This is a genomic window from Micromonospora sp. PRAS1, from assembly GCF_059553435.1.
This window is the reverse complement of record NZ_JCANNB010000011.1, coordinates 80,767-102,911: the sequence shown is the minus strand read 5'-3', so window position 1 is coordinate 102,911 and position 22,145 is coordinate 80,767. Positions and strand designations below refer to the sequence as shown.

Here is a 22,145-nt window from a genome sequence, read left to right as displayed (position 1 = left end):
GGTCCGGGCCCCATCCACCGGATGGGGCCCGGACCACCGCCGTCGACCGTCAGCGGTTGGTGATCGTGATCGTCGCCTTGCGGTAGTTGTTGCCCTTGCCCTTCTTCGTCGGGTCGTAACCCTTCTCGACGTTGCCGGCCGCGTCTACCGAGAACCAGTGGAACGTGGTCGTCTCGGTCACGTGGAACACCTCGCCCGGCTCGCGGAACTCGGTCGCCTGGTAACGCGGCGAGTCCAGGGTGGGTCGGCTACCGTCCGTCGTGTAGTAGATGGTGGCCGGTTCGTCGGTCTCGAAGCGCACGTCGACCGAGCCGTGGTAGCGCCCGCCGCCGGGAACGAGCGTGGAGGTGGGCTTCTTCTTGTCGTTGCCCCAGTCCGCCGCGACCCGGAACATCTCCATGATGCCGTTGGCGTACTCCATGGTCTCGGCGTGGCCGCTGACCAGCTCGGGGTTGCCCTCCCACGGCGGCTGGAACGAGCCGCCCTGCCAGTTGCCGGTCGCCGGGTTGTAGACCGAGCCGCCGACCTCCCATCCGAACGCGTAGATCCCGTAGGTGTGGTACAGGTCCTCGCGTACGTTGCCGGCGGAGGAGTAGAGCACGTCGGAGGAGCCACCGACGTTCTGCGGCGTGACGACGGTCTCCCGGTAGGCCTTCACCTGCGACAGGATCCGGCCGGCCGACTGCCAGTAGAACGCCTCGTCACCCAGCGGCGGGCGGGGCGTGGTGATCCGTCCGTCCGCGATGTACGCACCGGGCTGCCAGAAGAGCTGACCGCCGTTGGAGTGCACCGACATCATGAACTTGATGTTCGAGAACTTCTCGACCAGCCAGATGACGTTCTTCGACTCGGGCTCGGAAAGCTTTTCTGGGCCCTGGTAGGTGTTGCTGATGCAGCTGGTCGAGCCGCCCGCGTAGCCGTCGTGGCCCGACCCGACCCGGTAGTTCCGGTTGAGGTCCACGCCCCAGGAGTCGCGCCGGCCCGGGTCGGCGTTCTCGTCCGGGCAGTGGTTGGTCAGGTTCCGGCGCTGCGACGCGAAGTTGTAGAAGCTGTAGTTCGCGCCGTCCGGGTTGTTGGACAGGATGAAGAAGACGTCGGTGTTGTCGACGATCTTCTTCGTCTCCTTGTCCGAGTTGTAGTTCTGCACCAGACGCTCGGCGGCCTCCAGCGACGTCGTCGCGGGTACCCACTCGCGGGCGTGGTCCTGCGCCTGGATCAGCACACCCGGGTTGCGCCCGTCGCGGTGCTTGCCGATGCGCAGCACGGGGATCGTCGCCTCACCGCGCGGCGGCTCGCCCGCCGGCGCGCCAGCGCGCTTCTGGTCCAGGAAGTCGGTGAGCGCGATCGGGCCGGATGTCGGCGCGACGATGCCGGTGCCGGCGTTGGTCCGGTACGGGTGGGCCCGGTCGATCAGCCCCGCCGACCGGGTGCGTAGCGCCGCCGCCACCTCGGCGGCCGTGCTGGCGAGCTCGCCGGCGGCGTTCTTGGCGAGCAGGACGCGTACCGCCTTGCCGCTCACCTCGACCGCGAGCGGCAGGTCCGCCCCCGGCCGGTTGACGAACTCGACTGTGATGTCGTTGCCGCCCTCATGACCCCACGCCGCCGAGCTGACCACGACTGCCGACTGCCCGGTGCCACCGATCGTGGCCATCGCCTTGCGCTGGTAGCCGTTGGTCTTGTGCGGCAGGTAGACGATCTGGGCGATCTTCGGGTAATCGCGGGCGATTTCCTCGGCGCGCTGGTAGAGCTGCTGCGGGGTCCGGTACCCGTCGACGAGGTTCCACTTGTAGCCCGGCTTGTCCGTCAACGGTGGCGGGGCGTTCTCCAGCCAGTCGGAGACCTTGCCGGTGGCCACGCCGCCGGTCGCGCTGGTGACCCGGATCTGGTCCGGGCGGGTGTCCAGCTTGAACAGGTTCCGGTGGAACATGTACTGCCCGGAGTCGACGAACCGACTCATCGTCCGGGCGAGGCCGAACGAGGTGCCCGGGCCCGAGTCGTTCTCGAGCTGCATGCCGACGATCGGGTTCGTCTGCGCACCCTCGGTGGTACGCGCCTCCACGTAGAGGAAGCCCTGCCCCTTTGTGGTGAACCAGTCGGCGCGGGCGATCCGGACCGTGGCCTGGTGCGCGGCGGGCTGGGCCGCTCCCGCGCGGAGCGCCGGCAGGCCGCCGTCGGCCTCCTCGCTCCAGGTGAAGCCCTCCTCCTCGCCGAGGATCTCGGCGCCCATCGCCTCGAGTGCGGTGACCTGCTCGCCGGTCACCACCGCCTCCGCCTCGATGCCGTCGGGGACGCGCTGGAGGCCGTGTTCGAGGTCGAAGCCGGCGTCGACGACCTTCTCCAGCATCTCGGCGCCGGTCAGTTGGATGCGTACGTGGCGAATCGGGTCCTGATGCTCCAGATGGGAGCGTTTCGTGTCGGTTGATGCGGCGGGCTCCGCGCCCACCGCCGCGGGCGCGCCCGCCATGAGCGTGCTTCCCACCAGGGCGGGCAGTACGAGGAGCGCGATGCGCAGTTTGGTGCGCCGCATGCTTTCCCCTTCCACGTTGTTGACGTGTGCGGTCTCCGATCGGGTGGGTGGAACCTATCGGTGCCAGTGAAATTCGACCGTGCTTGATCTGCGCAGTTGACCGAATCTTGAGCTTTGCCGCCGGACGGGGTGCCACCTTGCCGGACGAAAACCTTTTCGGCAAGGTGTCCGGCCGATTAACGGCTTGTTCTGCGAACACCAGGGCCGCGGCCTTGCTGCCGGAGTCGAGCGGCTCGTTCGATTGACAGTAATCGATTGAGATCTCCGGTTGCAGAGGTGAGTTGAGATGACCGTGACTCGGCAGGGCTCCGCCGGACTCCGCTGGCGCCGCCGGCTGCTGGTGATCGCCGCGGCGCTGGCGGTGGCGATCCCGACCGTGGTGGCCAACCCGCCACCGGCCGCTGCCGCGGCGAAGACGGTGTGGATTCCGGCGCGGTGGACGCAGACCGGCGAGGTGCCCTGGGTGCCGGAGCGCACCCGGGAGTCGGCCAACTTCATCCTGCTCTGGGGTGATCGGTCCGGCACCGACCCGCGTAACGCGACAGGCGAATACCGGTTCGACCCGGCCAACGTCCTCGACCAACTCGAACGGCTCTATTCCTACTACATCAACGACATGCGCTTCACCCCGGAGGCCGGGCTGCTCGCCCAGCACAAGATCATCGTGATCGTGACCCGGACCTGGTCCAACGCTCCACTGGACGCCTGGGCCACCGGCGGTTCGACCGACGGCCGGGTCGGCGTGATCAACATCGCGCCGGGGGCGGCGCAACCCGGCTCATGGGGCCTGGCCCACGAACTCGCCCACGTGTTCCAGAACTACACCTTCCTCGGCCGCTCGGGATACGGCTTCACGCACCCCTCGGCAGGTACGTTCTGGGAGGCCAGCGCCGAGTTCATGGCGATGCAGGTCTATCCGACCACGGCGGCGGGCGACCTGACCCGGTTCATCCGCACCGAGAACCTTGCCTACAGCAGCAGCCGGCACCACTACGGCGCCTGGATGCTGTTGCAGTACATCAAGGAGCGCGACGGGTTGGCCATGTTCAACCGGCTGTGGAACGAAGCCCGCAACACCGAGCACCCGCTGGAGACGTACCGGCGGATCGCCGGGATCACCCAGTCCGAACTGAACCGGCGGGTCGGCGAGTACGCCCAGCGCAATGTCACCTGGGACTACGCCAACCGGGCCGACTTCATGCCCTTCATCAACCGGCTCTACCCCTTCATCACCGCCTACAACGGGGTACCGGTCGACGCGGTCAACGCCGCCGCCGGCCACTTCCGCATCCCGGACGCCCTGGCTCCCTCCGACTACGGCTACAACAAGATCAAGCTCGTGCCGCAGCAGGACGGCGGCCTGATCCGGTTGCGGTTGCGGGGGCACGTCAACGCCGCTGCCAACTCCGGCTGGACCTTCGGCTTCGTGGCGCTCCGCAACGGGGTGCCCCGGTACGGGCCGCTCACCGTGGCGACCGACGCCGAGATCAGCTTCCAGACCCAACCCGGCGAGCGGGAGGTGTACCTGGTGGTCACCGGCACGCCCGGCGTGGTGCACAGGTACGCCTTCCTGGAGGGTTACCCGCGCAACTACCGCTACCCGTACCAGTTCCGGGTCAGCGGGGCGGTTCCCGCCGGCCACGAACCCGGTTACGTACGACCGGCCGCGCCCGGCGGTGGCCGGTGGCACAGCAACGGCGGCGGCTGGGTGGACGCCCGCGCCAACGTCGCGGCGACCGCCTACGTGGGCCCACGCGCAGCGGTATACGGCAACAGCACCGTCACCGGCAACGCCCGCGTCGAGGACCTCGCCTGGATCAACAGCGGTGCCACCGTCGGCGGCAACGCGGTGGTCAAGAACAACGCGCTCGTCCAGGGCGGGGCCAATCTCGGTGGCAGCGTGATCATCGGCGGCGACGCCGAGCCGGCGACGGCGTGCAGCTCGGGCACCTACCTGATCTTCAACCCGGATCGGCGCTGCGACGGCGGCCCCGGCGAGACCGACATCAACCCGCCGTACACCCTCTTCACCGACGCCCAACTGGCCCTCGGCGGCGGCACCCCGACGCCCACTGTCAACCCGACCCCGCCGACCCCGACCGCCACGCCGGGGCCGACGTCCCCGACGCCCACTCCGGGAGCGGGCGGCTGCACGGCCAGCTACGCGATCACCGGGCAGTGGCAGGGCGGCTTCCAGGCCGAGGTGACCGTCCGGGCGGGCAGCGGTGCGATCTCCGGCTGGACGGTCACCTGGACGTTCGCCAACGGCCAGGCTGTCACCCAGTACTGGAGCGCCACGCTTACCGGCAACGGGTCGACGGTGACCGCGACCAACGCCGCGTACAACGGCACCCTCGCCCCCGGCGCGACCACCAGTTTCGGCTTCATCGGCTCGACCGGCACGACAAACACCGCGCCCACCCTCAGCTGCCAGGCCCGCTGAGGCCGGCGCTCTGCCGGTGCGGCGTCGGCGACGTCGCACCGCCGCCACCCGTCCCGTTCCCGTCCCGATCAGGAGACCCCATGCGACGACGACCCATGCTCCGCGCGCTGGCCGCCGGCTGCGTCGCGGCCCTGGCCGCGAGCGTGGCCCTCGCGCCACCCGCCTCGGCCGCCAACCCCATCATCACAAGCATCTACACCGCCGACCCCGCGCCGCTCGTGGTCGGCAACACGATGTACGTCTACGCCGGTCGCGACGAGGCACCGACGGGCACGAACAACTTCGTCATGCGCGAGTGGCACGTGCTGTCGACCACCGACGCGGCGAACTGGACCCACCATGGCGCGCGGGCCAACATCGGCACCTTCGGCTGGGCCGGCGCCGACGCCTGGGCCAGCGAGGTCGAGCACCGTAACGGCCGCTACTACTGGTACACCTCGGTCAACGGCAACGGTCCCGGCTGGATGAACATCGGCGTGGCAGTCGCCGACAGCCCGCTCGGCCCGTTCACCGACGCCAAGGGCGGCCCGCTGATCAGCGACAGCACCCCGAACTCCAGCCCGCTGAACATCGACCCGACCGTCTTCGTCGACGACGACGGCCAGGCGTACATGTACTGGGGCGGCTACTGGGGAGCCCGGGCGGTGCGGCTGGCCAGCAACATGATCGACACGGTCGGCTCGGTGGTCACCCCGCAGGGGCTCACCAACTTCTGGGAAGCGCCGTTCATGTTCAAGCGCAACGGTCTCTATTACCTGCTCTACGCGGCGAACGACACCCAGGGCTGCGTCACCTCGTCGAGCTATGCCTGCCAGCGCTACGCCACCGCGACCAACCCGATGGGCCCGTGGACGCACCGGGGCGTGCTGCTCGGCCAGGTCTCCTCGACCACCAACCACGCGGGCGCGGCACAGCTCAACGGCCAGTGGTACCTGGTCTACCACAACGCCAACGCCCCCGGCGGCGGCAACTTCCGCCGCTCGGTCGCGGTGGACCGGATGTACTTCAACGCCGACGGCACCATCCAGCCGGTGGTGCAGACCAGCACCGGCCCGCCGCCCAACCCGGGTGGCGGCACCCCGCCGCCCACCGACGTCAACCTCGCGCCGAGCGCGACCGCGTACACCTCGTACGTGTCGTCCTGGGAGAGCCTGGCCGCGATCAACAACGGGGGCACACCGAGCAGTTCCGCCGACCGCACCAACCTGGCCTACGGCAACTGGCCCGAGCAGGGCACACAGTGGATCGAGTACCGCTGGCCGAGCGCGCAGCACATCAACCGCACGGCCACCTACTGGTTCGACGACAACCAGGGCATCGACCTGCCCGCCTCCTGCCAGGTGCAGTACTGGAACGGCAGTGCGTACGTCAACGTGCCCAACCAGTCGAGCTGCGGGGTGGCCGGTGACACCTACAACGTCACCACGTTCGGCACGGTCAGCACGACCCGGCTGCGGCTGAACATCACGTCCCGCACCGGCTACTCCACGGGAGTCCTGGAATGGATGGCGTTCCGCGCATGAGCAGACGTTCCGGCCTGGCCGCCCTGGTCACGGCGGCCCTGGTGGCCAGCACGCTTGTGGTCTCCGGCGCGCCCGCGCGGGCCGAGCAGACAATCGGCTATCCCACCTTCACCGGCCCCGCCGTGCCGGCCCCACCCGTCGGCTACTCCACCGGCAACACCATGCAGGCGATCTACGACGCGGAGAGCGCCGGCACCGACTTCTGGATCGACCGGCTGCTGGCCCGTCCGGGCAACGATCCGGCCGGTACCTGGCTGATGACCCGGGGGCGTGGCCTGTTCATGTCCACCCACAACCCGTCGGTGATCGGCTTCGGCGGCAACACCGCCTACTGGGACAACATCAGCAGCCAGGGCGCCTACACCATCACCGTCGGCTCCGGCACCCTCAGCGAGCAGGTGGCGCAGCGCTGGCAGGCGCCCAGCCACTGGCGCAGCGTGCACACCGGCGGATCGCTGCGCGCCGAGGTCACCAAGTTCATCACCCACCAGAACGTCGCGGTGACCAACCTGACCCTCACCAACACCGGCTCGGCCAGCAGCACCGTGCAGCTGCGGGTCACCTCGCCGTACGCCACCACGGCCAGCGGCACCGAGCTGACCGGCAGCCGGCAGGTGAAGAACAACCTGACCACCATCCGGCCGCGGCTCTCCGGCGACGGGTTCACCGTCAGCGGCGGCGCGCTGACCCGCTCGGTCACCCTCGGCGCGGGCCAGCGCGTCACCACCAAGGTCCAGTTGGGCGTCGTCACCGACGAGATCCCCGAGTCGCTGACCGAGTACACCAGCTACCGCAACGCCACCCCGGCCGCCGCCTTCGCCACCCACGTACGCGACTACCACCGCTGGTGGGCGGAGAACGTGCCGTACCTCGACGTGCCCGACCCGGCGATCAAGAAGAACATCTACTACCGCTGGTGGCTGATGCGCTTCAACCACCTGGACGTCGACATCCCCGGGCAGGACTTCCAGTTCCCCACCTCCATCGAGGGGGTGACCGGGTACAACAACGCAATCGTGCTGACCCAGCCGATGCACGTCGACGACCTGAAGTACCTGCGCAACCCGATCTTCTCGTACGGACCCTGGCTGTCGGTCGGCCAGTCCTCGGCCAACGGCCGGTTCATGGACAATCCCGGTGACCCGGAGAACTGGTCGAACAGCTACACGCAGTACCTCTCCGAGGCTGCCTGGCGGGCGTACCAGCTGCACGGCGGGCAGCCGGCGATGCTGCACAACTTCGCCCGGTACGCCGAGATGGACGTCAAGGGCCAGCTCGCCACCTACGACACCAACAACAACGGGGTCATCGAGTACGACTGGGGCGCGATGACCGGCAACGACGCCGACGCGGTCTCGTTCCACTGGCGCTCGGGCAACCTCGACCGGGCCGAGGGCGCGTACCTGTACAGCAACGCCCTGGCCGCCGCGCAGGCGTACACCCTGCTCGGCAACACCACCAAGGCCACCGAGTTGCAGAACCTGGCCAACCGGGTCCGGGACGGCATCGTCAACGTGCTCTGGAACCCGAGCCGGCGACTGCTGGAGCACCGGCACGTCGCCACCAACACCCACGTGCCCTGGAAGGAGATCAACAACTACTATCCGTACGCGGTCGGGCTGATGCCGAACACCGCCACCTACCGGGAGGCGCTGCGGCTCTTCAACGACCCGGCCGAGTATCCGATCTTCCCCTTCTATACCGCCAACCAGCGGGACAAGGCCGCGGCGGCGGCCGCCGGCAACCCCGGCAGCAACAACTTCTCCACGATCAACTCCACCGTGCAGTTCCGGCTCTACTCCTCGGTGCTGCGCAACTACCCGAACCAGTGGATGACCGCCGAGCACTACAAGAAGCTGCTCTACTGGAACGCCTGGGCGCAGTACGTCAACGGCAACACCCAGTGGCCGGACGCCAACGAGTTCTGGTCCAACTGGAACGGCTCGTCGATCACCTACCGCTCCTGGATCCACCACAACATTCTGGGCAGCAGCAACTGGACGGTCATCGAGGACGTCGCCGGCCTGCGGCCGCGCAACGACACCACAATCGAGCTGCACCCGATCCCGATCGGCTGGTCCCACTTCGCGGTGAACAACCTGCGCTACCGCAACGCCAACCTGAGCGTGGTCTGGGACGACCCGGCCGACGGGGTCACCCGCTACCCGGGCGTCCCGCAGGGTTACTCCGTCTACCTCAACGGCACCCGGGTGGCCACCGTGGACCGGCTGACCCGCGTGCTCTACAACCCGTCGACCGGGTCGGTGACCCTGCCGGCGGGCGGCAGCACCACCTTCAGCGCCGCCTTCGCCGGTTTGCAGGCGCCGCAGCAGGTCAGCCACAACAGCCCCCGGATGGTGGACGTGTTCGCCAAGGCGGGTGTCGACCTGACCTCGACCACGCCGAACCTGGCGCAGGGCGCGACCACGTCGGCGTCGTACACCGCCTCGGGCACCGCCACCGGCGCGGCGGTCGACGGATTCCCCACAAACGCGCCGATCTGGGGCACGACCGGCTCGCCGAACGCCACCGACTGGTACGAGGTCAACTTCGGCCAGACCCGTACCGTCGATGACGCCTGGCTGTACTTCCGCGACGACCGGGCCGGCAACCGCTACCGGGCGCCCGCCGCCTACACCGTGCAGTACCTCAACGGCGGCACCTGGCTGACAGCCGCGAGTCAGGTGCGGACCCCGGCGACGCCCCGGGCCAACCACAACCGGGTCCGGTTCACCCCGGTCAGCACCCAGCGGATCCGGATTCAGGTGACCCACGCCGCTGGCTTCCGCACCGGCCTGACCGAGCTGAAGCTGTACGCCCGGGGCGGCGCACCGCCCCCATCGGGCCGCTCGGCCGGCTGAACGGTCAGCGACCAGCGCGGTGGGCAGGTGCGCACCTGCCCACCGCCGGGTGTGCGTCGGCGACCGCCAGTTGGTGGATGTACGGCCGAATGAGCGGTGCGACGACCTGCTCCGGCGACCAGGGGCACCAGGTCGAATAGACGTAGGGGCGGACGAGCGGCAGCTGGGCCGACTCCGCCGGCCAGGCGCCGACCGACGGCACCAAGAACTCGGGTGGGTACCAGGACAGGTTCTCGAACTCCCACGTGTCCGGGCTGCTCCACGAGTCCAGGCGGTGCCGGAACTCGCGGGTGTAGCGCGTCTCCCGCCAGATGTGGGTGACCATGGCGGCGACCATCCACATCAGTCCCAGCCCGACGAAGCAGTACCCGAGGATCAGCACCCGTAGCCCCCAGCGCGAGTCCAGCGCGGCGGCGGTCACGCCACTGCCGATCGCCGTCGCCGCGAGGCTGATGACCAGATACCACAGGCGTGCCGTCTCGCTCTTGAAGAGGCTTCCGAGGCGCTGGCGGGAGGCCACCAGCCACGGTCGCTGCACGAACGCGACCTTCTCCCGCTGCACGAGACGGCGGTTGATCTGGCGGCAGCCGGCGCGGTACGTGGCCGCGCCGAGCAGACCCAGCGCGGTCGCCAGCTTGAGAAGCCGACCGGGTCGGTCGTCGATGTACGCGCACCATTCCTCCGCGTAGATCTCCGCCTCGTCAGGGCTCCGGGCCCACCAGCGTGCGGCGATCCGGACGATCCGGCGGGCCGGTGCGGACGAGAGATCCCACAGCTCGTTGACAACGATGCCGACGAGGATGGCGATGACCGTCTTCACCGCTGAATGCCCAGGCAGCCGTGTGCCCACCGCAGGCCGGATGCCGCCGCTGCGGGACGGCGCTGCCGGAGCACCCCGACTGCCCACGCCCGGCCGGTGGGGGTGAGAGCGTAGAACCGCCGTCGTGGCCGGTTCTCTTCCGGATGCCGATCCTCCCAGCGGGCCGTTGCCAGTCCGCCATCGGTCAGCCGTTCAAGGATCTTGTACACGGTGGGGCTACCGAGTTTGGTTGCCTTCGCGATGGCCCATCCGTGCAGCTCGAATCCGTCCGCGTTGAGCAGCGCCTCCAGGACGTCGAGCATCGACGGCGTGATCCGGACCGGCCCGTCTCCCATGGGCGGCAGTCTAGGCCACTGTGGAAGGTAGGTGAAACAAGCCCGGCGCCTGCCGTGGTCGACGTACTTCCACCTATCCTCCTAGGATGCCTTACGCGATGTGACACCCGCGACCAGAGCTGAACGCGCCAGGTGCCGCCCGTCCGGGTGGGGACGGGCGGCACCTGGACTCGACTGGAGACGACTCCGCTCAGCAGAGACCGCCGCAGCCGCCGGTGTTCGGTGGCGGCCCGTTCAGCCAGGGCTGGGACAGACCGGGCACATGCTCCGGCTGGGCCCCGGTGATCCGCGGCTCGGAGAAGACCGTGTTGTACGCGTTGGCGGTGTCGTCGACGTAGATGATGCCGGTCAGCTTGTTCTCCGGGATGGTGCCGTCGGCGTACTTCGGCGTCCAGTTGCGTACCGGCGTGATGTTCGTGCCGAGGATCCGGGTGAAACCGTCGCTGCCGCTGAGGATGGAGACCACGTCACCGGAGTAGTCCGGGTTGACGTACCCATGGTCCTCGGGGTCGCCGTGGCCGCTGCCGTCGTCACCCCCGTCGTCACCACCACCGTCGTCCCCTCCGTCGTCGCCGTGCTCGCCGCCACCGCCGGGCTTGTCGTCGGAGTCGTAGTACATGTTGACGCCGTCGTCGCAGCTGCCGCTCGCGTCGCAGGTGGTGATGGTCTGGCTGCCGGAACTGTGCGTCGAACTGTTGAAGATGACCGACTCCACCTTGATCGTGCCGACCTCCTTGCCGTCCTCGTCGTAGACGTAGTAGATCGTTTCGAGCCAGGTGTCGAGCTTTCCCTTCGTCGAATGGGTCTTCGAGGTGGTCTCGCTGACCAGGCGTCCGTGCGCGTCGAAGACCGTGGTGCTCTCCTCGATGTAGAGGTCGCCCGGCTCACCCCGCTCCTCGTACTGGTGCAGGACCGTGTTGCCGCGCGACCCGTCGGCGTTGAAGTGGTTCCGCGTCGACCCGCCCGGCACCAGGTCCACCACGTCCCGCGATCCGTCGGCGTAGTGCAGCTGGTAGTCGAAGTCGTCGAACCAGCCACCCTTCTCGGTCTTCACGACGCCGCCGTACGCGGCGGGGCTTTGCCCCGTCACGCCGCGCTCGTACTCCACGAAGTGCGAATCGAACGGCGTGACCAGGGAACCGCTCAGGGGATCGCCGATGCTCTGCGAGATCTTGCCGCGGCCGATCGCGACGCCGTCGCGCCGCACCGACAGTTTCAGCTCGTCGAACTGCTTCAGGTCGACGCCCAACCGGGTGTAGGTGTCCTGCCGGACCGGCATCGCGAAGATCCCGAGCGCCGGCAGGTTCGTCGCCTCCTCCTTGAGCTTGAGGATCTCCTCGGGGAACGCGATGAAGCTGCCGCGCCCGTACGAGAAGGTCGGCAACTTGTTGACCGAGGCCAGCTCCGCGACCACCTGGAGGCTCGGGGTGCTCTGCGGGTCCCAGGGGTCGGTGCCGGCGGCGAGTTCGTCGGCGTCGCTGAAGCCGTCCCGGTCGCTGTCGGCCACCCGCCAGGAGAGGTAACAGCCGGTCGGGTCGCAGAACCGGGCGTACGACAGCTTGGCCCGCTGGGACGGTTTCTCCGCCGAGGCGGCGGTGCTGATGGTGGTCAACGAGAGGGGTATGGCGAAGAGTATGGCGGCGGCCAACGCCGCTCTTGCACGGTGACGAGGGATCATGGGGCGTACGGTCGCACCGGCGCCGCCTCGGCGAAGTCCTTGTGTCGGCAACCGGTCGGGCCCTCCCCAGCCTGGGAAAAACCCCAGCTAGGGTGTGCCTGCCGTACCGGCTCGACGAAGGTGGCCAACGTGGACCTCGACCGGCGTGCCGCGCAGCCGGAGGATGCCGACCAACTGCTGGCCGCCGCCGACCAGACGAACGACCCGGTGACCGCCGCCCGCCTGGTGGCGGAGGCGTTCGTCGCACTGTCGCGCACGGCCGAGCCCACGGTCCTGCCGCCGATCGTGCGGCGGCTGGGGGAGTTGCGTACCCGTTCGGCGCAGCCGGAGGTCGAGTTCCTGCACCACGCGATCGCCTGCGCCGTCGGCGCCCGGACCGGACGCCGGATCGCGCCCCGCGACACGGACCACGCGCTGCGCCTCTTCGCCACCGCGGTCCCGCACGACGATCCGCTGTACGTGGAGTGCGCGATGATCGCGACGTTGAGCGCCCTGCGGCCGGATCGCATCCGGCCGGACTTCGCGGAGCTGGTCGAGCGGTGGGTGCCGGACGAGGCGACCGAGCCGGCGCGCCGGGCCCGGTTCACCACGATGCTCGGCATGGGCGACGCGTGGTCGGGGGAGCTGTTGCGTGGTCGGGTGACGCTGCGCCGGGCCCACGCGTACGCGATCGAGGCCGGCCGGCTCGACCTTCAGGCCGAGATCGTGTCGTGGCTGGCCAAGTGCGAGGCGCTCTGCGGTGACCTGGCGGAGTCGCGTCGCCAGCTGGCCTCGGCGCGGCTGCTGGCGGCCCGGTCAGGTTCGGCGTGGGTGGGCTTCCACATCGCCGAGTGTGCCGCCGCCCTGCATCTGGCCAGTGGCGACGCCGAGGCGTGGGTCGGTGTGGTCGGGCGGCTGGTCGACTCGGCGATCGGCTCCAACTCGGGCCTGGTCTTCGAGCACCGCTGTGAACTCGCCACCCACCATGCGTTGCGCGGCGACGCCGCCACCGCACGGACCATTCTGGAGACTGTCGGGGAGCCGTCCCTGGACTGGCCGGGCGCGCCGGCGCTGCCGGCCTGGCGAGCGTGGATCACGAGCCCCGAGGACCGGGCGTCGATGGCCTGGCTGGAACGCGCCCTCACCGGGCTGAACCGGCCGGTGGAACGGTTGTCGCGGGCGCGGCTGGCGTGGCTGCTCGGTGCCCAGCACGCCCGCCTCGGCCGGCGGGTCGACGCGATCCGGTTGCTGGAGCTGGCGAGCAGCGAGTACGCGGCGACCGGCGCGGCCGGTCTGCTCGCCCGGGTGGCCGTCGACCTCGCATCGGTAACCGAGGCGGTCTGGCCTGCCGATTCACCGCCGAGCCGTAGCCCCGACGCGCCGGACGGTGTCGGCGGGACGGGCGGTGCCGTGGCGGCGGGCGCGGCTGTCCGGCTGACCGCGACGGAGCGCCGGGTGGCGGCGGCGGTGGTGGAGGGGCTCAGCAACCAGGAGGCCGCTGGGCGGCTGGCGGTGTCGACCAAGACGATCGAGTTCCACCTCGGCAACATCTACCGCAAGCTCGGCGTGCGCAACCGGGCCGAACTGGTCCGGCACCTGTTGCGCCGACCGCCGGTCGGTTGACTGCCGGTGGCCGGTCAGCCCTTGATGGCACCGATCAGGACGCCCTTGACGAAGTGCCGCTGGATGAACGGGTAGACGGCGACGATCGGGGTGAGGGTGACGATGACCACCGCCATCTTGATCGCCTCGGTGGGCGGCATGCTGACTCCGCTGCTGCCGCCGGAGGTGTTCGGTGCCTGCCCGGCCAGCAGGTAGCTCTGCAACACCCGCTGGATCGGATACATGTCGTTGCTGTCGATGAAGAGCACGGCGTCGAACCAGACGTTCCAGTAGGCGACCGCGTAGAAGAGGCCGACCACGGCGATCACCGCCCGCGACAGCGGCAGGACGATCCGGGCCAGGGTCAGGAAGTCGTTGGCGCCGTCGATGCGGGCGCTGTCGAGCAGTTCCTGCGGGATGCCCTGGAAGAAGCCCCGGACGACGACCAGGTTGAACACGCTGATCGCGGGGGGCAGGATCAGCGCCCAGATGGTGTCCTTGAGCCCCAGCCCGGTGACCACGAGGTACTTCGGCACCAGCGGCGGGTAGATCAGGAACGGCAGCAGGAAGTACGCCAGCAGCCACCGGTGGCCGAGTGAGCGCGGCCGGGACAGGCCGTACGCGGCGAGCACCGTCACGGTCAGCGCGATGGCGGTGCCGATGACGGTGACCAGGGTGCTGATCCAGAGTGCCCGGGTGACGGCGCCGCCGGCGAAGATGGTCTCGTAGGCGGAGGTGTCGATCCCGCGTGGGATGACCACGAGGCCGCCGGCCTCGGCGATGGTTTCGCGGCTGGAGAGGCTGGTCACCAGGATCACCCAGAGCGGGAAGAGCACGCTGAGTACGAGCAGGCCGAGCAGCAGCGCCTTGCCGGCCTGGCCGACCGCTGTGGGTTTCTCCTCCCACACCGGTCGGCGGGTGGGCGGGCGGGGCGCTTTCCGGGCGACTGTGCTGGTCATGACTTCGAGTAGATCCCTCGTTCGCCGAGCAGGTGTGCCACCTTGTTGGCGGCCAGGATCAGGCAGAGCCCGACGGCGGCCTTGAAGAGGCCGGCCGCGGCACCGTAGCCGTAGTTTCCGGTGGCGATGGAGAAGTGGTAGACGAAGGTGTCGAGTACCTCGGAGGCCTGTCGTCCGACGGCTTCGCGTTGTAGCAGGAACTGTTCGAAGCCGACCGAGAGCGCGTCGCCCAGCCGCAGGATGAGCAGCAGTACGATCACCGGGCGCAGGCCGGGCAGGGTGATGTGCCAGAGTCGGCGCCAGCGGCCGGCGCCGTCGGCCGCCGCCGCCTCGTAGAGGTTCTGGTCGATGGTGGAGAGCGCGGCCAGGAAGACGATGGTGCCCCAGCCGACGTCCTTCCAGACCGCCTCGGCGGTGACCAGGATGATGAAGGTGTCCGGGTTCGTCATGATGTTCCACGGCTCCATGCCCGCCTCGCGCATCGTCTGCGCGAGCAGGCCGGCGCCGCCGAACATGGCGACGAAGAAGGTGACCACCAGTACCCAGCTGAAGAAGTGCGGCAGGTAGACGACGGTCTGGATGAAGCCACGCAGTCGGCTGGAGAGCAGGCTGTGCAGCGCGATCGCCAGCAGGATCGGCAGCGGAAAGAAGAACACCAACTGGAACGCGGTGATCGCCAGGGTGTTGCGGAATGCGCCCCAGAAGTTCGGGTCCTCGAAGAGGAGCTGGAACTGCCCGAAGCCGATCCAGTTGCTCTGGACGAATGCCTCCAGCGGGTTGCTGCCGAGGTACGGGTTGTAGTCCTGGAAGGCGATGACGTTGCCGACAATCGGCACGTAGCTGAAGACCAGCAGGATGACGAAGCCCGGGGCGACCATGGCCAGCAGTTGCCAGTCGCGGCGCAGCCGGGCCCGCAACGGGATCCGGCGATGGCCGGGGCGGCGCGCGGGCGGCTGTGCCGGCGGGTTCGCCCCGCGGGGCCGGGACCTGTCGGTCCCGGCCTCGAAGGGTGCGTGACTGGTGCTCATCAGTTGCCCTTGGGCAGCGACTCCGCGAGCAGGCGCCGGGCCTCTTCGCCGCCGTTGGCCTTCCACTCCTGCACGATGGACTCGACGTCGGAGAGCGGCCGGCGGCCGCGCAGTACGTCGTTGAACCGGTCCTCGGTGGGCACCTGGTTGGCCTTGTAGGCGGCCGGCATCTCCAGCTTCACGCCGTACCAGGGGTCCTTCTCCAGGTACTTCACCATCTCGTTTGAGTAGGTCAGCAGGTCCGGGACGTAGTTGGGGGTGTCCGGGAACGGCCCGATGGCCGGGTTGCGGCCGCTGATGAAGAAGTACTGGTTGGCGATTTCCTTGAAGGCCAGGTCGGTCTTGCGTGGTCCGTCCGGGGTCGGGGTGTGGTGTTTACCCTCGACTCCGTAGTCGCGCAGTTGCGCCTCCTGGCTGCCCAGCGGGGCGGAGCACCAGTTGATGACGCGCAGCAGTTCCTCAAGACGTTCCTTGCCGACGCCCTTTTTGACGAAGGTGAACGAGATCGGCTCGTCGTCGCCCCAGACCAGCGGGTCGCCGCCGGTGGCGGAGAAGATCGGCACCGGCTGGATGTTGAGCTTGGCGTTGACCTTCTGGTACTCGGCCTGGGCCGGCTGCCACATGCCGATACCGGCGCGGCTGAAGACGATCGCGCCGTTCTTGGCGAAGAGTTGGGCGGCGTCGGCACCTCTGCTGGCGACGATGTCCGGGTGGACCAGGCCGTCCTGGTAGATCTTGGCCATCACCTCCAGGGCCTGGCGGAACTCCGGGGTCTCGTACTTGAACTCGGGGGTGCCGTCGGAGGTCAGCCGCCAGCCCTGCTTGGAACCGGGCACCTTGTGGTACATCTGGATCATGGCGAAGACGTCGTCGAAGGCCCACACCTTCTTCGCCGGGTCGGTGACCTCCTTCGCCATCGCCAGCAGTTCGTCAAGCGAGGTCGGAACGGTCAGGCCGCGGGCGTCCAGCAGGTCTTTGCGGGTGAACATCGCCCACGGGAACGGCCCGTCGGTCGGGTTGGGCACGGCGGCGAGGCGGCCGTTCCAGATGGCGTGCCGCCAAGCCCCGGTGGGGAAGGCGGCGAGCGTCGGGTAGGCGTTGGCCGCGTCACCCTTGAGGGCGTCGGTGAGGTCCTCGAAGAGTACGCCGATGGCCTCGGCGAAGCGCGGGATCTTCTCCACCTCCCAGCCCGGCACGCAGAGCAGCTCCGGGACGTCGCGGCCGCCGAACATGGCGTTGAGCTTGTCCGCGTACGTGTTGCCGTCCTGGATGGTGAAGTTGACCGGAACGCCGAGCTCAGCGTTGACCGCCTGGAGGTAGGCGCTCTGGGCGATTCCGGGCGGTGTGGGACCCCACTGCGGGGTCATCGCGGTGATCTCCTTGCCGCTGCTGCCCGGCTTCTCAGTGATCAGGTCGACCAGATTGCTCGGATATTTGGTGTATCCGTCCGGCACCGGGCGGGTGCCGATGATGTCGGGCGCGATCCTGTTGGCGAGGTCCTTCTGCGCCGGCAGGATGTCGGCGAAGGCGTCCAGGTTCTGCGCGGTGCCGCTGCCGGCCGGTTTCTCGGAGCAGCCGGCGAGCAGTGGGCCGCCGGCGACGGTGGCCGCGCCGAGGCCCGCCAGGCCGAGGAAGGTGCGGCGGCTGCTCCTCGCACCGGAGTGCTGATATGTCATCGGTCTTCCCCTTCGAGAAGGGCTCGGTCGCGAACCGACGCGCACGAGTGCGCGACTTCGTCTGGATGCTAAACAAACTAATCGACGGCCGTGACACCGGCAAGAGCCCGGGTGGCCGCGACGCGCGGCGGGCGCCCCGGTGGCATCCCGGCGGCTGGATGGGATTTGCGCTGGGTGGCTTAAGCTTGTGAGTGGTACTCGACTTTTGGTCCAGACAAGACTGAGGTGCGATCGTGGTGGACGGTACCGCCGTGGCGGGCGACGAACAGGACAGGCCCAAGTTGGACACCGGTGTGCCGCAGACAGCCCGGATCTGGAACTACCTGCTCGGCGGCAAGGACAACTTCGCCGCCGATCGCGAGGTCGGCGACCAGATCATCGCCAACCTGCCGCACCTCGCGCAGAACGCCCGGCTCTCCCGGGCCTACCTCACCCGCGCGGTGCGTTACCTGGCCGGCGAGGCCGGCATCCGGCAGTTCCTCGACATCGGCACCGGCCTGCCCACCGCCGACAACACCCACGAGGTGGCCCAGTCGGTCAACCCGCAGGCGCGCATCGTCTACGTCGACAACGACCCGTTGGTGTTGACCCACGCCCGCGCGCTGCTGGTCGGCACGCCCGAGGGCGCGACGGACTACATCGACGCGGACCTCCGGGACAGCGAGACGATCCTCCGGGAGGCGTCGCGGACGCTTGACCTGAACCAGCCGGTCGCCCTCATCCTGATGGGCATCCTCGGCCACGTCGAGTCCGACGACGAAGCCAAGTCGATCATCGACAACATCATGGCCAAGCTGCCCTCCGGCAGCTACCTGGCGATGTACGACGGCAGCGACACAAGTGAGGCGGTCACCGAGGCCGTACGGATCTGGAACATCTCCGCCAACCCCAGGTACCACCTGCGCAGCCCGGAGCGGATCGCGGCCCTCTTCGACGGCCTGGAGCTGGTCGAGCCCGGCGTCGTCTCGGTCACCCGCTGGCGCCCCGACGCCGCGAACCCGGCGCCCGAGGAGATCGACCAGTACTGCGCGGTCGGCCGCAAGCCGTAACCCGGGGCGGGGCGGCTGTGGTCACGGTCTTGACCACAGCCGCCCCTCCGGATCCGCGTACACCTCGGCGTACAACGCCGCAGGCAGATCCGACATGCTGCGCCGAATCCGATCCAGCGCGGCGTTGAGCAACTCGGCCCTCGAACCGTCGTAGCGACCATCTCGAATGTTCTCGCCGGTCAAAGCGCGTAGGAACCGGGTGAAGATGGCCGGGTGCTCGGCCTTGAGCAGGGCGGCGTTCTCGGCGAACCAGGCGACGATGGGGTGTCGGAGATTGGCGGGCCAGCCGTCGTCGGCCAGTACATCAGGCGCTGCGTAGGGCAGCACGGCGAATGGCGGTAGCACGGCGAGCCCCGGTGGTCGTGCTGGCGGGCGGGCACTGCCAACCGTCAGATGCCAAGTTCGGGAATAGTCATCGTTTTGTGGGTCGCCCATGCCGACGTCAAGCGTCAGCGCCACGAGCGCTGGCTGCATCAAGGCCGGATAAAAATCCCGACCTGCCCGGTACTTTGGACCGAACCGCGGGATCAGCACGTCAAGCGGCGTTTCGGCGGCCAGCTCTCGAAGCTCTGTGGCGCTGCTGCGGCCGGACCGTGACGAGTCCAAGAGCAGCTCATTGCACCACTCGGTCCACAACGGATCGTTCGTCATCTCCTCGGCGGTCGGCTGTGGGGTTGCGAGCCCGGGAAGGAGCGAGGTTTGCATGATCCGGTCGGCGAGTGCTCGGTGTGGCGTCGAGAGGTAGGGTGCTGCGGCGCGGCGGACGGCCAGGTGCAGCGCGGACCAGATAGGAAAGGCGAAACCGCGGAGCAGGTCGCGGGAGACCGACACATCCGGTCTCAGCTCATCGAACAGACCGACCGAACCGAGGATCAGAAAATCCGATGACGAGTGCTCATACAGTCGAACCGTCTGCTGGAATGGATTTTCCGGCGACTCCAGGCGGGTGGTGACGCCTATTCCGTTGTGCCCGAGCCAGGTGTGCCCCCGGGTCAGTGCCGTGCCGTCCCCGATGACTCCTGCCAGATCGGTAGGGAACTTCGCCTGGATGGGCGGTCTGTCCATTCGTGAGTCGATGACGCGGAACAGTCTTCCCAGGTGTGGCCCTGGATCCAGGTGTTGGCGCTCCCCAGACCCGAGCCAGTTGCGCAGTCCGAAGATGGCATCCCGCTGGCACCGCAGTTGGATGCTTACGGTTCTGCCGTCGCCATCCAGGCTCAGCCCACGCCAATCGATGCAGGTGTCCAACTGCCGCACGAGTGACTCGGGCATGTCCCGGGTGAACTCCTCGGGCAGCGCCGGCATGAGGCTGGGGCCGCCCTCCGCCTCCACGCCGATCGCCACGAGCTGCCCGCGTACGGCCGGTGACGGCGAATGGGCGGTGAGGTCGAGCGGCAGGTACGTGACGGTGTACGTCCCGGTCGCCAAGATGTCGAGCCCGGCGGGCCTGTCGGGCCCGCCGGTGACCCGGCTCCGGACCGCCCGGTCGATGATCGGAGTGTCGAGGATGCGGTGCTGGCAGCCGTGCTGCTCGACGTCGTTGATGAAGACCCGCACCGGCGGGAAGAAGAACGCCTCGCGGGCCCGCTCGATGAGCTGCTCCAGGGTGACCTCGGACCTGGTCGGGTCGATCCGGACCGCCACGCTGGTGCCGGGGCTCTTGCGGTAGCCGGCCTCCCGGCCGGCCCGGCTCGGGAACGGCGCGGGCAGCATCGGCTGCTCCTGCATGACGAAGAAGTCGTCGAGGCCGTCGAGCGAGAGGCGCAGCGGCACGGCGAGCGTGCCGTCGGGCATCCGTCGCCGGGTCGAGACCTCGATCCGGTCGCCGACGATGAACGAGGAGAGCACGCCGATGCCGAAGCGGCTGATGGCCTCGAAGTTCTGTCGCGGCTTGTTCTTGCGCAGGATGTCGGCCTTGAGTTCCTCGGAGCGGTAGTAGGAGCGGCCGACGCCGAGGAAGTAGCGCTGCACGATGCCCTGGTCCATGCCGCTGCCGGTGTCGTCCACCCGGAACCAGTAGCTACCGTCGGCGTCCTCCCAGGCCGAGACCCGCACCTGCATCGAGTCGGGATCGGCGTCGTGCAGGTAGAGGCTGAGCCGGCAGGCGTCGACGGCGTTCTGGAGCAGCTCCCGGACGAAGGCGTACGGATCGCTGTAGAGCTGCTCGCCCATGAACAGGCGCAGCACGTTGTGCCGGTCCAGCGAGAAGCGGTACTCCCCGTACCGGTAGCCGCTGCTCACGATGCCACTGCGGTCGATGGCGCCGGGCAGGGCCAGGGACCGCCACCGTTTGTCGCAGAAGTCCAGCAGGATCCGGCTACCGCGCAGCTCCTCCTCGACCACGTCGAGGAACGTGCGGATGGCGTGCTCGACCGCTGGTCTGCGGGGACTGGCCAGGAAGGGCAGCGGATAGTTCGGCGCCCGCGAGATGGGGAACCGGAAGCCGCGCGACGCCAGGTGCTTCGACCATTCGTCGTTGCTCACCGCTCGGGCGCCACCGGCCGCCTCGGCGAGTCGCAGGTGGGTGTAGACGGCGGCGGGCGAGCGGCTCTGGTCGAGGTCGAGGATGTCCGCCAGGCGCAGCAGGATCGCGCACATCCGTAGGTCACAGGCGGCCAGGAAGCTGGTGGAGAAGCGTTCGGACCGCAGCTGCTCGATCGGCTCGTTGTGGCTCTGGCAGAGCGTGGCCAGCCCGTCGGCGATGCCGACGCCATCCCAGGCGAGCGTGTCGTGCTCCAGCTGGAAGAGGTGCTCGGAGACCCGCTCCGCGTGCCGGGCGCGGCAGTAGTCGACCACCACGTCGAGCGGCAACTCGGTGGCCTGGCGGACCCGGACGTACGCGGCCGGGTTGTGGTCCAGGAACTGCCGGAAGTCCTCGTCGTCGGCGAGGTCGGCCAACTCCTGCGGCTCGTAGACCATGCCGATGTCGTGGAAGTACGCGGCGAGGATCAGCATCGCCGCCTCGATCGGCCGGAGCCGGTCCAACTCCGGGCCGAGGAGTTCCTCGACCAGCCGGATGACGTTCTCGGCGTGCTGCCGGTCGTGCATCGTGTAGTCGGGGAAGGTCTCCCGGACCAGGATCAGCTTGCCCGCGGCGTACTCCACGAGCTTTTCGACATTGGCGACGTCCGCTGCGCTGCCGCCCGCCCGGAGGACCTGCCAGAGCCCCACGCCGTACCCCTGTTCTCCAGTCGTGCCGAGTCAGGACATTCGCGGGATGACCACCGACTCGGCGATCACCCAGAGCAGCACGACGGCGCTGACCACGAAGAGCACCAGGTATGTCTCGTACCACCGGTAAAAGTTCCGCAGCTGGGGTGGGCTGCGGAACTCGCTGTCGAAGTACTTCGCGGTGAGTTCGCACTCCTCCCTCCGGTAGTCGATCCAGGAGAGCACGCCGGCCCCCACCAGCAGCACGGTGAAGGCGGCGACCAGGGTGGCCAGCAGGAGCAGGCCGCGTATCCCGAGCCGAGCCGTGTCGGCGCTGATGTCCCACTTCGAATAGCCGACGAAGAGCGCGAGCGCGGCGGTGACGAGCGCCGTGGTCAGGGTCTGAAAGATGGTGAAGAACCGGTAGACGTTCTCGTTCACCGTGTGGATCTGCTGGAGGATGTACCTGTACCGCTCGACGACGATTGTCGACACGTCCTCGGCATCCGGCATGC

14 protein-coding genes are annotated in these 22,145 nt (G+C 68.7%); 5 read left to right on the top strand and 9 right to left on the bottom strand.

The window, feature by feature from the left end; genetic code table 11:
- Window positions 1-49: 49 nt before the first annotated feature.
- Window positions 50-2,527, bottom strand: a complete 2,478-nt coding sequence (locus AC507J_RS13130) for a M14 family zinc carboxypeptidase (RefSeq protein ID WP_496289414.1) — start codon at window positions 2,525-2,527, stop codon at window positions 50-52.
- Window positions 2,528-2,813: 286 nt separating this feature from the next.
- Here AC507J_RS13130 and AC507J_RS13125 point away from each other — a divergent pair, with 286 nt between their 5' ends.
- The 3 genes from AC507J_RS13125 (at window position 2,814) to AC507J_RS13115 (ending at window position 9,354) form a co-directional block, all read left to right on the top strand.
- On the top strand, window positions 2,814-4,970 hold the full coding sequence (locus AC507J_RS13125; RefSeq protein ID WP_496289413.1) for a DUF6055 domain-containing protein: 2,157 nt from the start codon (window positions 2,814-2,816) through the stop codon (window positions 4,968-4,970).
- A gap of 80 nt (window positions 4,971-5,050) precedes the next feature.
- Window positions 5,051-6,493 (top strand): family 43 glycosylhydrolase, encoded by a 1,443-nt coding sequence (locus AC507J_RS13120; RefSeq protein ID WP_496289412.1) that lies wholly within the window; start codon window positions 5,051-5,053, stop codon window positions 6,491-6,493.
- Complete coding sequence (locus AC507J_RS13115; protein WP_496289411.1) at window positions 6,490-9,354, top strand: discoidin domain-containing protein; 2,865 nt, start codon at window positions 6,490-6,492, stop codon at window positions 9,352-9,354. Before AC507J_RS13120 ends, AC507J_RS13115 begins: the two co-directional genes overlap by 4 nt.
- A gap of 4 nt (window positions 9,355-9,358) precedes the next feature.
- On the opposite strand, the gene AC507J_RS13110 is transcribed toward AC507J_RS13115, so the two are convergent.
- The 3 genes from AC507J_RS13110 to AC507J_RS13100 all read right to left on the bottom strand — a co-directional run bounded on the left by AC507J_RS13110 (window position 9,359) and on the right by AC507J_RS13100 (window position 12,121).
- On the bottom strand, window positions 9,359-10,174 hold the full coding sequence (locus AC507J_RS13110; RefSeq protein ID WP_496289410.1) for a hypothetical protein: 816 nt from the start codon (window positions 10,172-10,174) through the stop codon (window positions 9,359-9,361).
- Complete coding sequence (locus tag AC507J_RS13105) at window positions 10,171-10,509, bottom strand: PadR family transcriptional regulator (protein ID WP_496289409.1); 339 nt, start codon at window positions 10,507-10,509, stop codon at window positions 10,171-10,173. The genes AC507J_RS13110 and AC507J_RS13105 overlap by 4 nt, the downstream gene beginning before the upstream one ends.
- Window positions 10,510-10,699: 190 nt before the next feature.
- The gene (locus AC507J_RS13100; protein WP_496289408.1) at window positions 10,700-12,121 is read right to left on the bottom strand and encodes a thrombospondin type 3 repeat-containing protein; all 1,422 of its coding nucleotides are present in this window, start codon (window positions 12,119-12,121) and stop codon (window positions 10,700-10,702) included.
- Between the two features lie 195 nt (window positions 12,122-12,316).
- Between AC507J_RS13100 and AC507J_RS13095 the strand changes: the two genes are divergently transcribed.
- Window positions 12,317-13,789, top strand: coding sequence for a helix-turn-helix transcriptional regulator (locus AC507J_RS13095; protein ID WP_496289407.1), 1,473 nt, complete (start codon window positions 12,317-12,319; stop codon window positions 13,787-13,789).
- A 14-nt stretch (window positions 13,790-13,803) separates the two neighbouring features.
- Here the strand turns inward: AC507J_RS13095 and AC507J_RS13090 are convergent, their stop codons facing one another.
- The 3 genes from AC507J_RS13090 to AC507J_RS13080 are packed head-to-tail and all read right to left on the bottom strand — an operon-like array spanning window position 13,804 to window position 17,431.
- Complete coding sequence (locus AC507J_RS13090) at window positions 13,804-14,727, bottom strand: carbohydrate ABC transporter permease (protein ID WP_496289406.1); 924 nt, start codon at window positions 14,725-14,727, stop codon at window positions 13,804-13,806.
- Entirely contained in the window at window positions 14,724-15,755 is a 1,032-nt protein-coding gene (locus AC507J_RS13085; protein WP_496289405.1) for an ABC transporter permease, read from the bottom strand. Before AC507J_RS13085 ends, AC507J_RS13090 begins: the two co-directional genes overlap by 4 nt.
- A complete protein-coding gene (locus AC507J_RS13080; protein ID WP_496289404.1) occupies window positions 15,755-17,431 on the bottom strand; it encodes an extracellular solute-binding protein in 1,677 nt (558 codons plus the stop codon). The genes AC507J_RS13085 and AC507J_RS13080 overlap by 1 nt, the downstream gene beginning before the upstream one ends.
- Window positions 17,432-17,664: 233 nt before the next feature.
- On the opposite strand from AC507J_RS13080, the gene AC507J_RS13075 reads away from it, so the two are divergent.
- On the top strand, window positions 17,665-18,480 hold the full coding sequence (locus AC507J_RS13075) for an SAM-dependent methyltransferase (protein WP_496289403.1): 816 nt from the start codon (window positions 17,665-17,667) through the stop codon (window positions 18,478-18,480).
- A gap of 21 nt (window positions 18,481-18,501) precedes the next feature.
- Here AC507J_RS13075 and AC507J_RS13070 read toward each other — a convergent pair whose 3' ends face one another.
- On the bottom strand, window positions 18,502-21,651 hold the full coding sequence (locus AC507J_RS13070; RefSeq protein ID WP_496289402.1) for an HD domain-containing protein: 3,150 nt from the start codon (window positions 21,649-21,651) through the stop codon (window positions 18,502-18,504).
- A gap of 30 nt (window positions 21,652-21,681) precedes the next feature.
- On the bottom strand, window positions 21,682-22,143 hold the full coding sequence (locus AC507J_RS13065; protein WP_496289401.1) for a hypothetical protein: 462 nt from the start codon (window positions 22,141-22,143) through the stop codon (window positions 21,682-21,684).
- Between the last annotated feature and the right edge of the window lie 2 nt (window positions 22,144-22,145).

Bases quoted from the DNA above. Each gene is read 5' to 3' on its own strand.
- AC507J_RS13130 (WP_496289414.1), bottom strand. From the start codon at position 2,527: ATGCGGCGCACCAAACTGCGCATCGCGCTCCTCGTACTGCCCGCCCTG.
- AC507J_RS13125 (WP_496289413.1), top strand. From the start codon at position 2,814: ATGACCGTGACTCGGCAGGGCTCCGCCGGACTCCGCTGGCGCCGCCGG.
- AC507J_RS13120 (WP_496289412.1), top strand. From the start codon at position 5,051: ATGCGACGACGACCCATGCTCCGCGCGCTGGCCGCCGGCTGCGTCGCG.
- AC507J_RS13115 (WP_496289411.1), top strand. From the start codon at position 6,490: ATGAGCAGACGTTCCGGCCTGGCCGCCCTGGTCACGGCGGCCCTGGTG.
- AC507J_RS13105 (WP_496289409.1), bottom strand. From the start codon at position 10,509: ATGGGAGACGGGCCGGTCCGGATCACGCCGTCGATGCTCGACGTCCTG.
- AC507J_RS13090 (WP_496289406.1), bottom strand. From the start codon at position 14,727: ATGACCAGCACAGTCGCCCGGAAAGCGCCCCGCCCGCCCACCCGCCGA.
- AC507J_RS13085 (WP_496289405.1), bottom strand. From the start codon at position 15,755: ATGAGCACCAGTCACGCACCCTTCGAGGCCGGGACCGACAGGTCCCGG.
- AC507J_RS13080 (WP_496289404.1), bottom strand. From the start codon at position 17,431: ATGACATATCAGCACTCCGGTGCGAGGAGCAGCCGCCGCACCTTCCTC.
- AC507J_RS13065 (WP_496289401.1), bottom strand. From the start codon at position 22,143: ATGCCGGATGCCGAGGACGTGTCGACAATCGTCGTCGAGCGGTACAGG.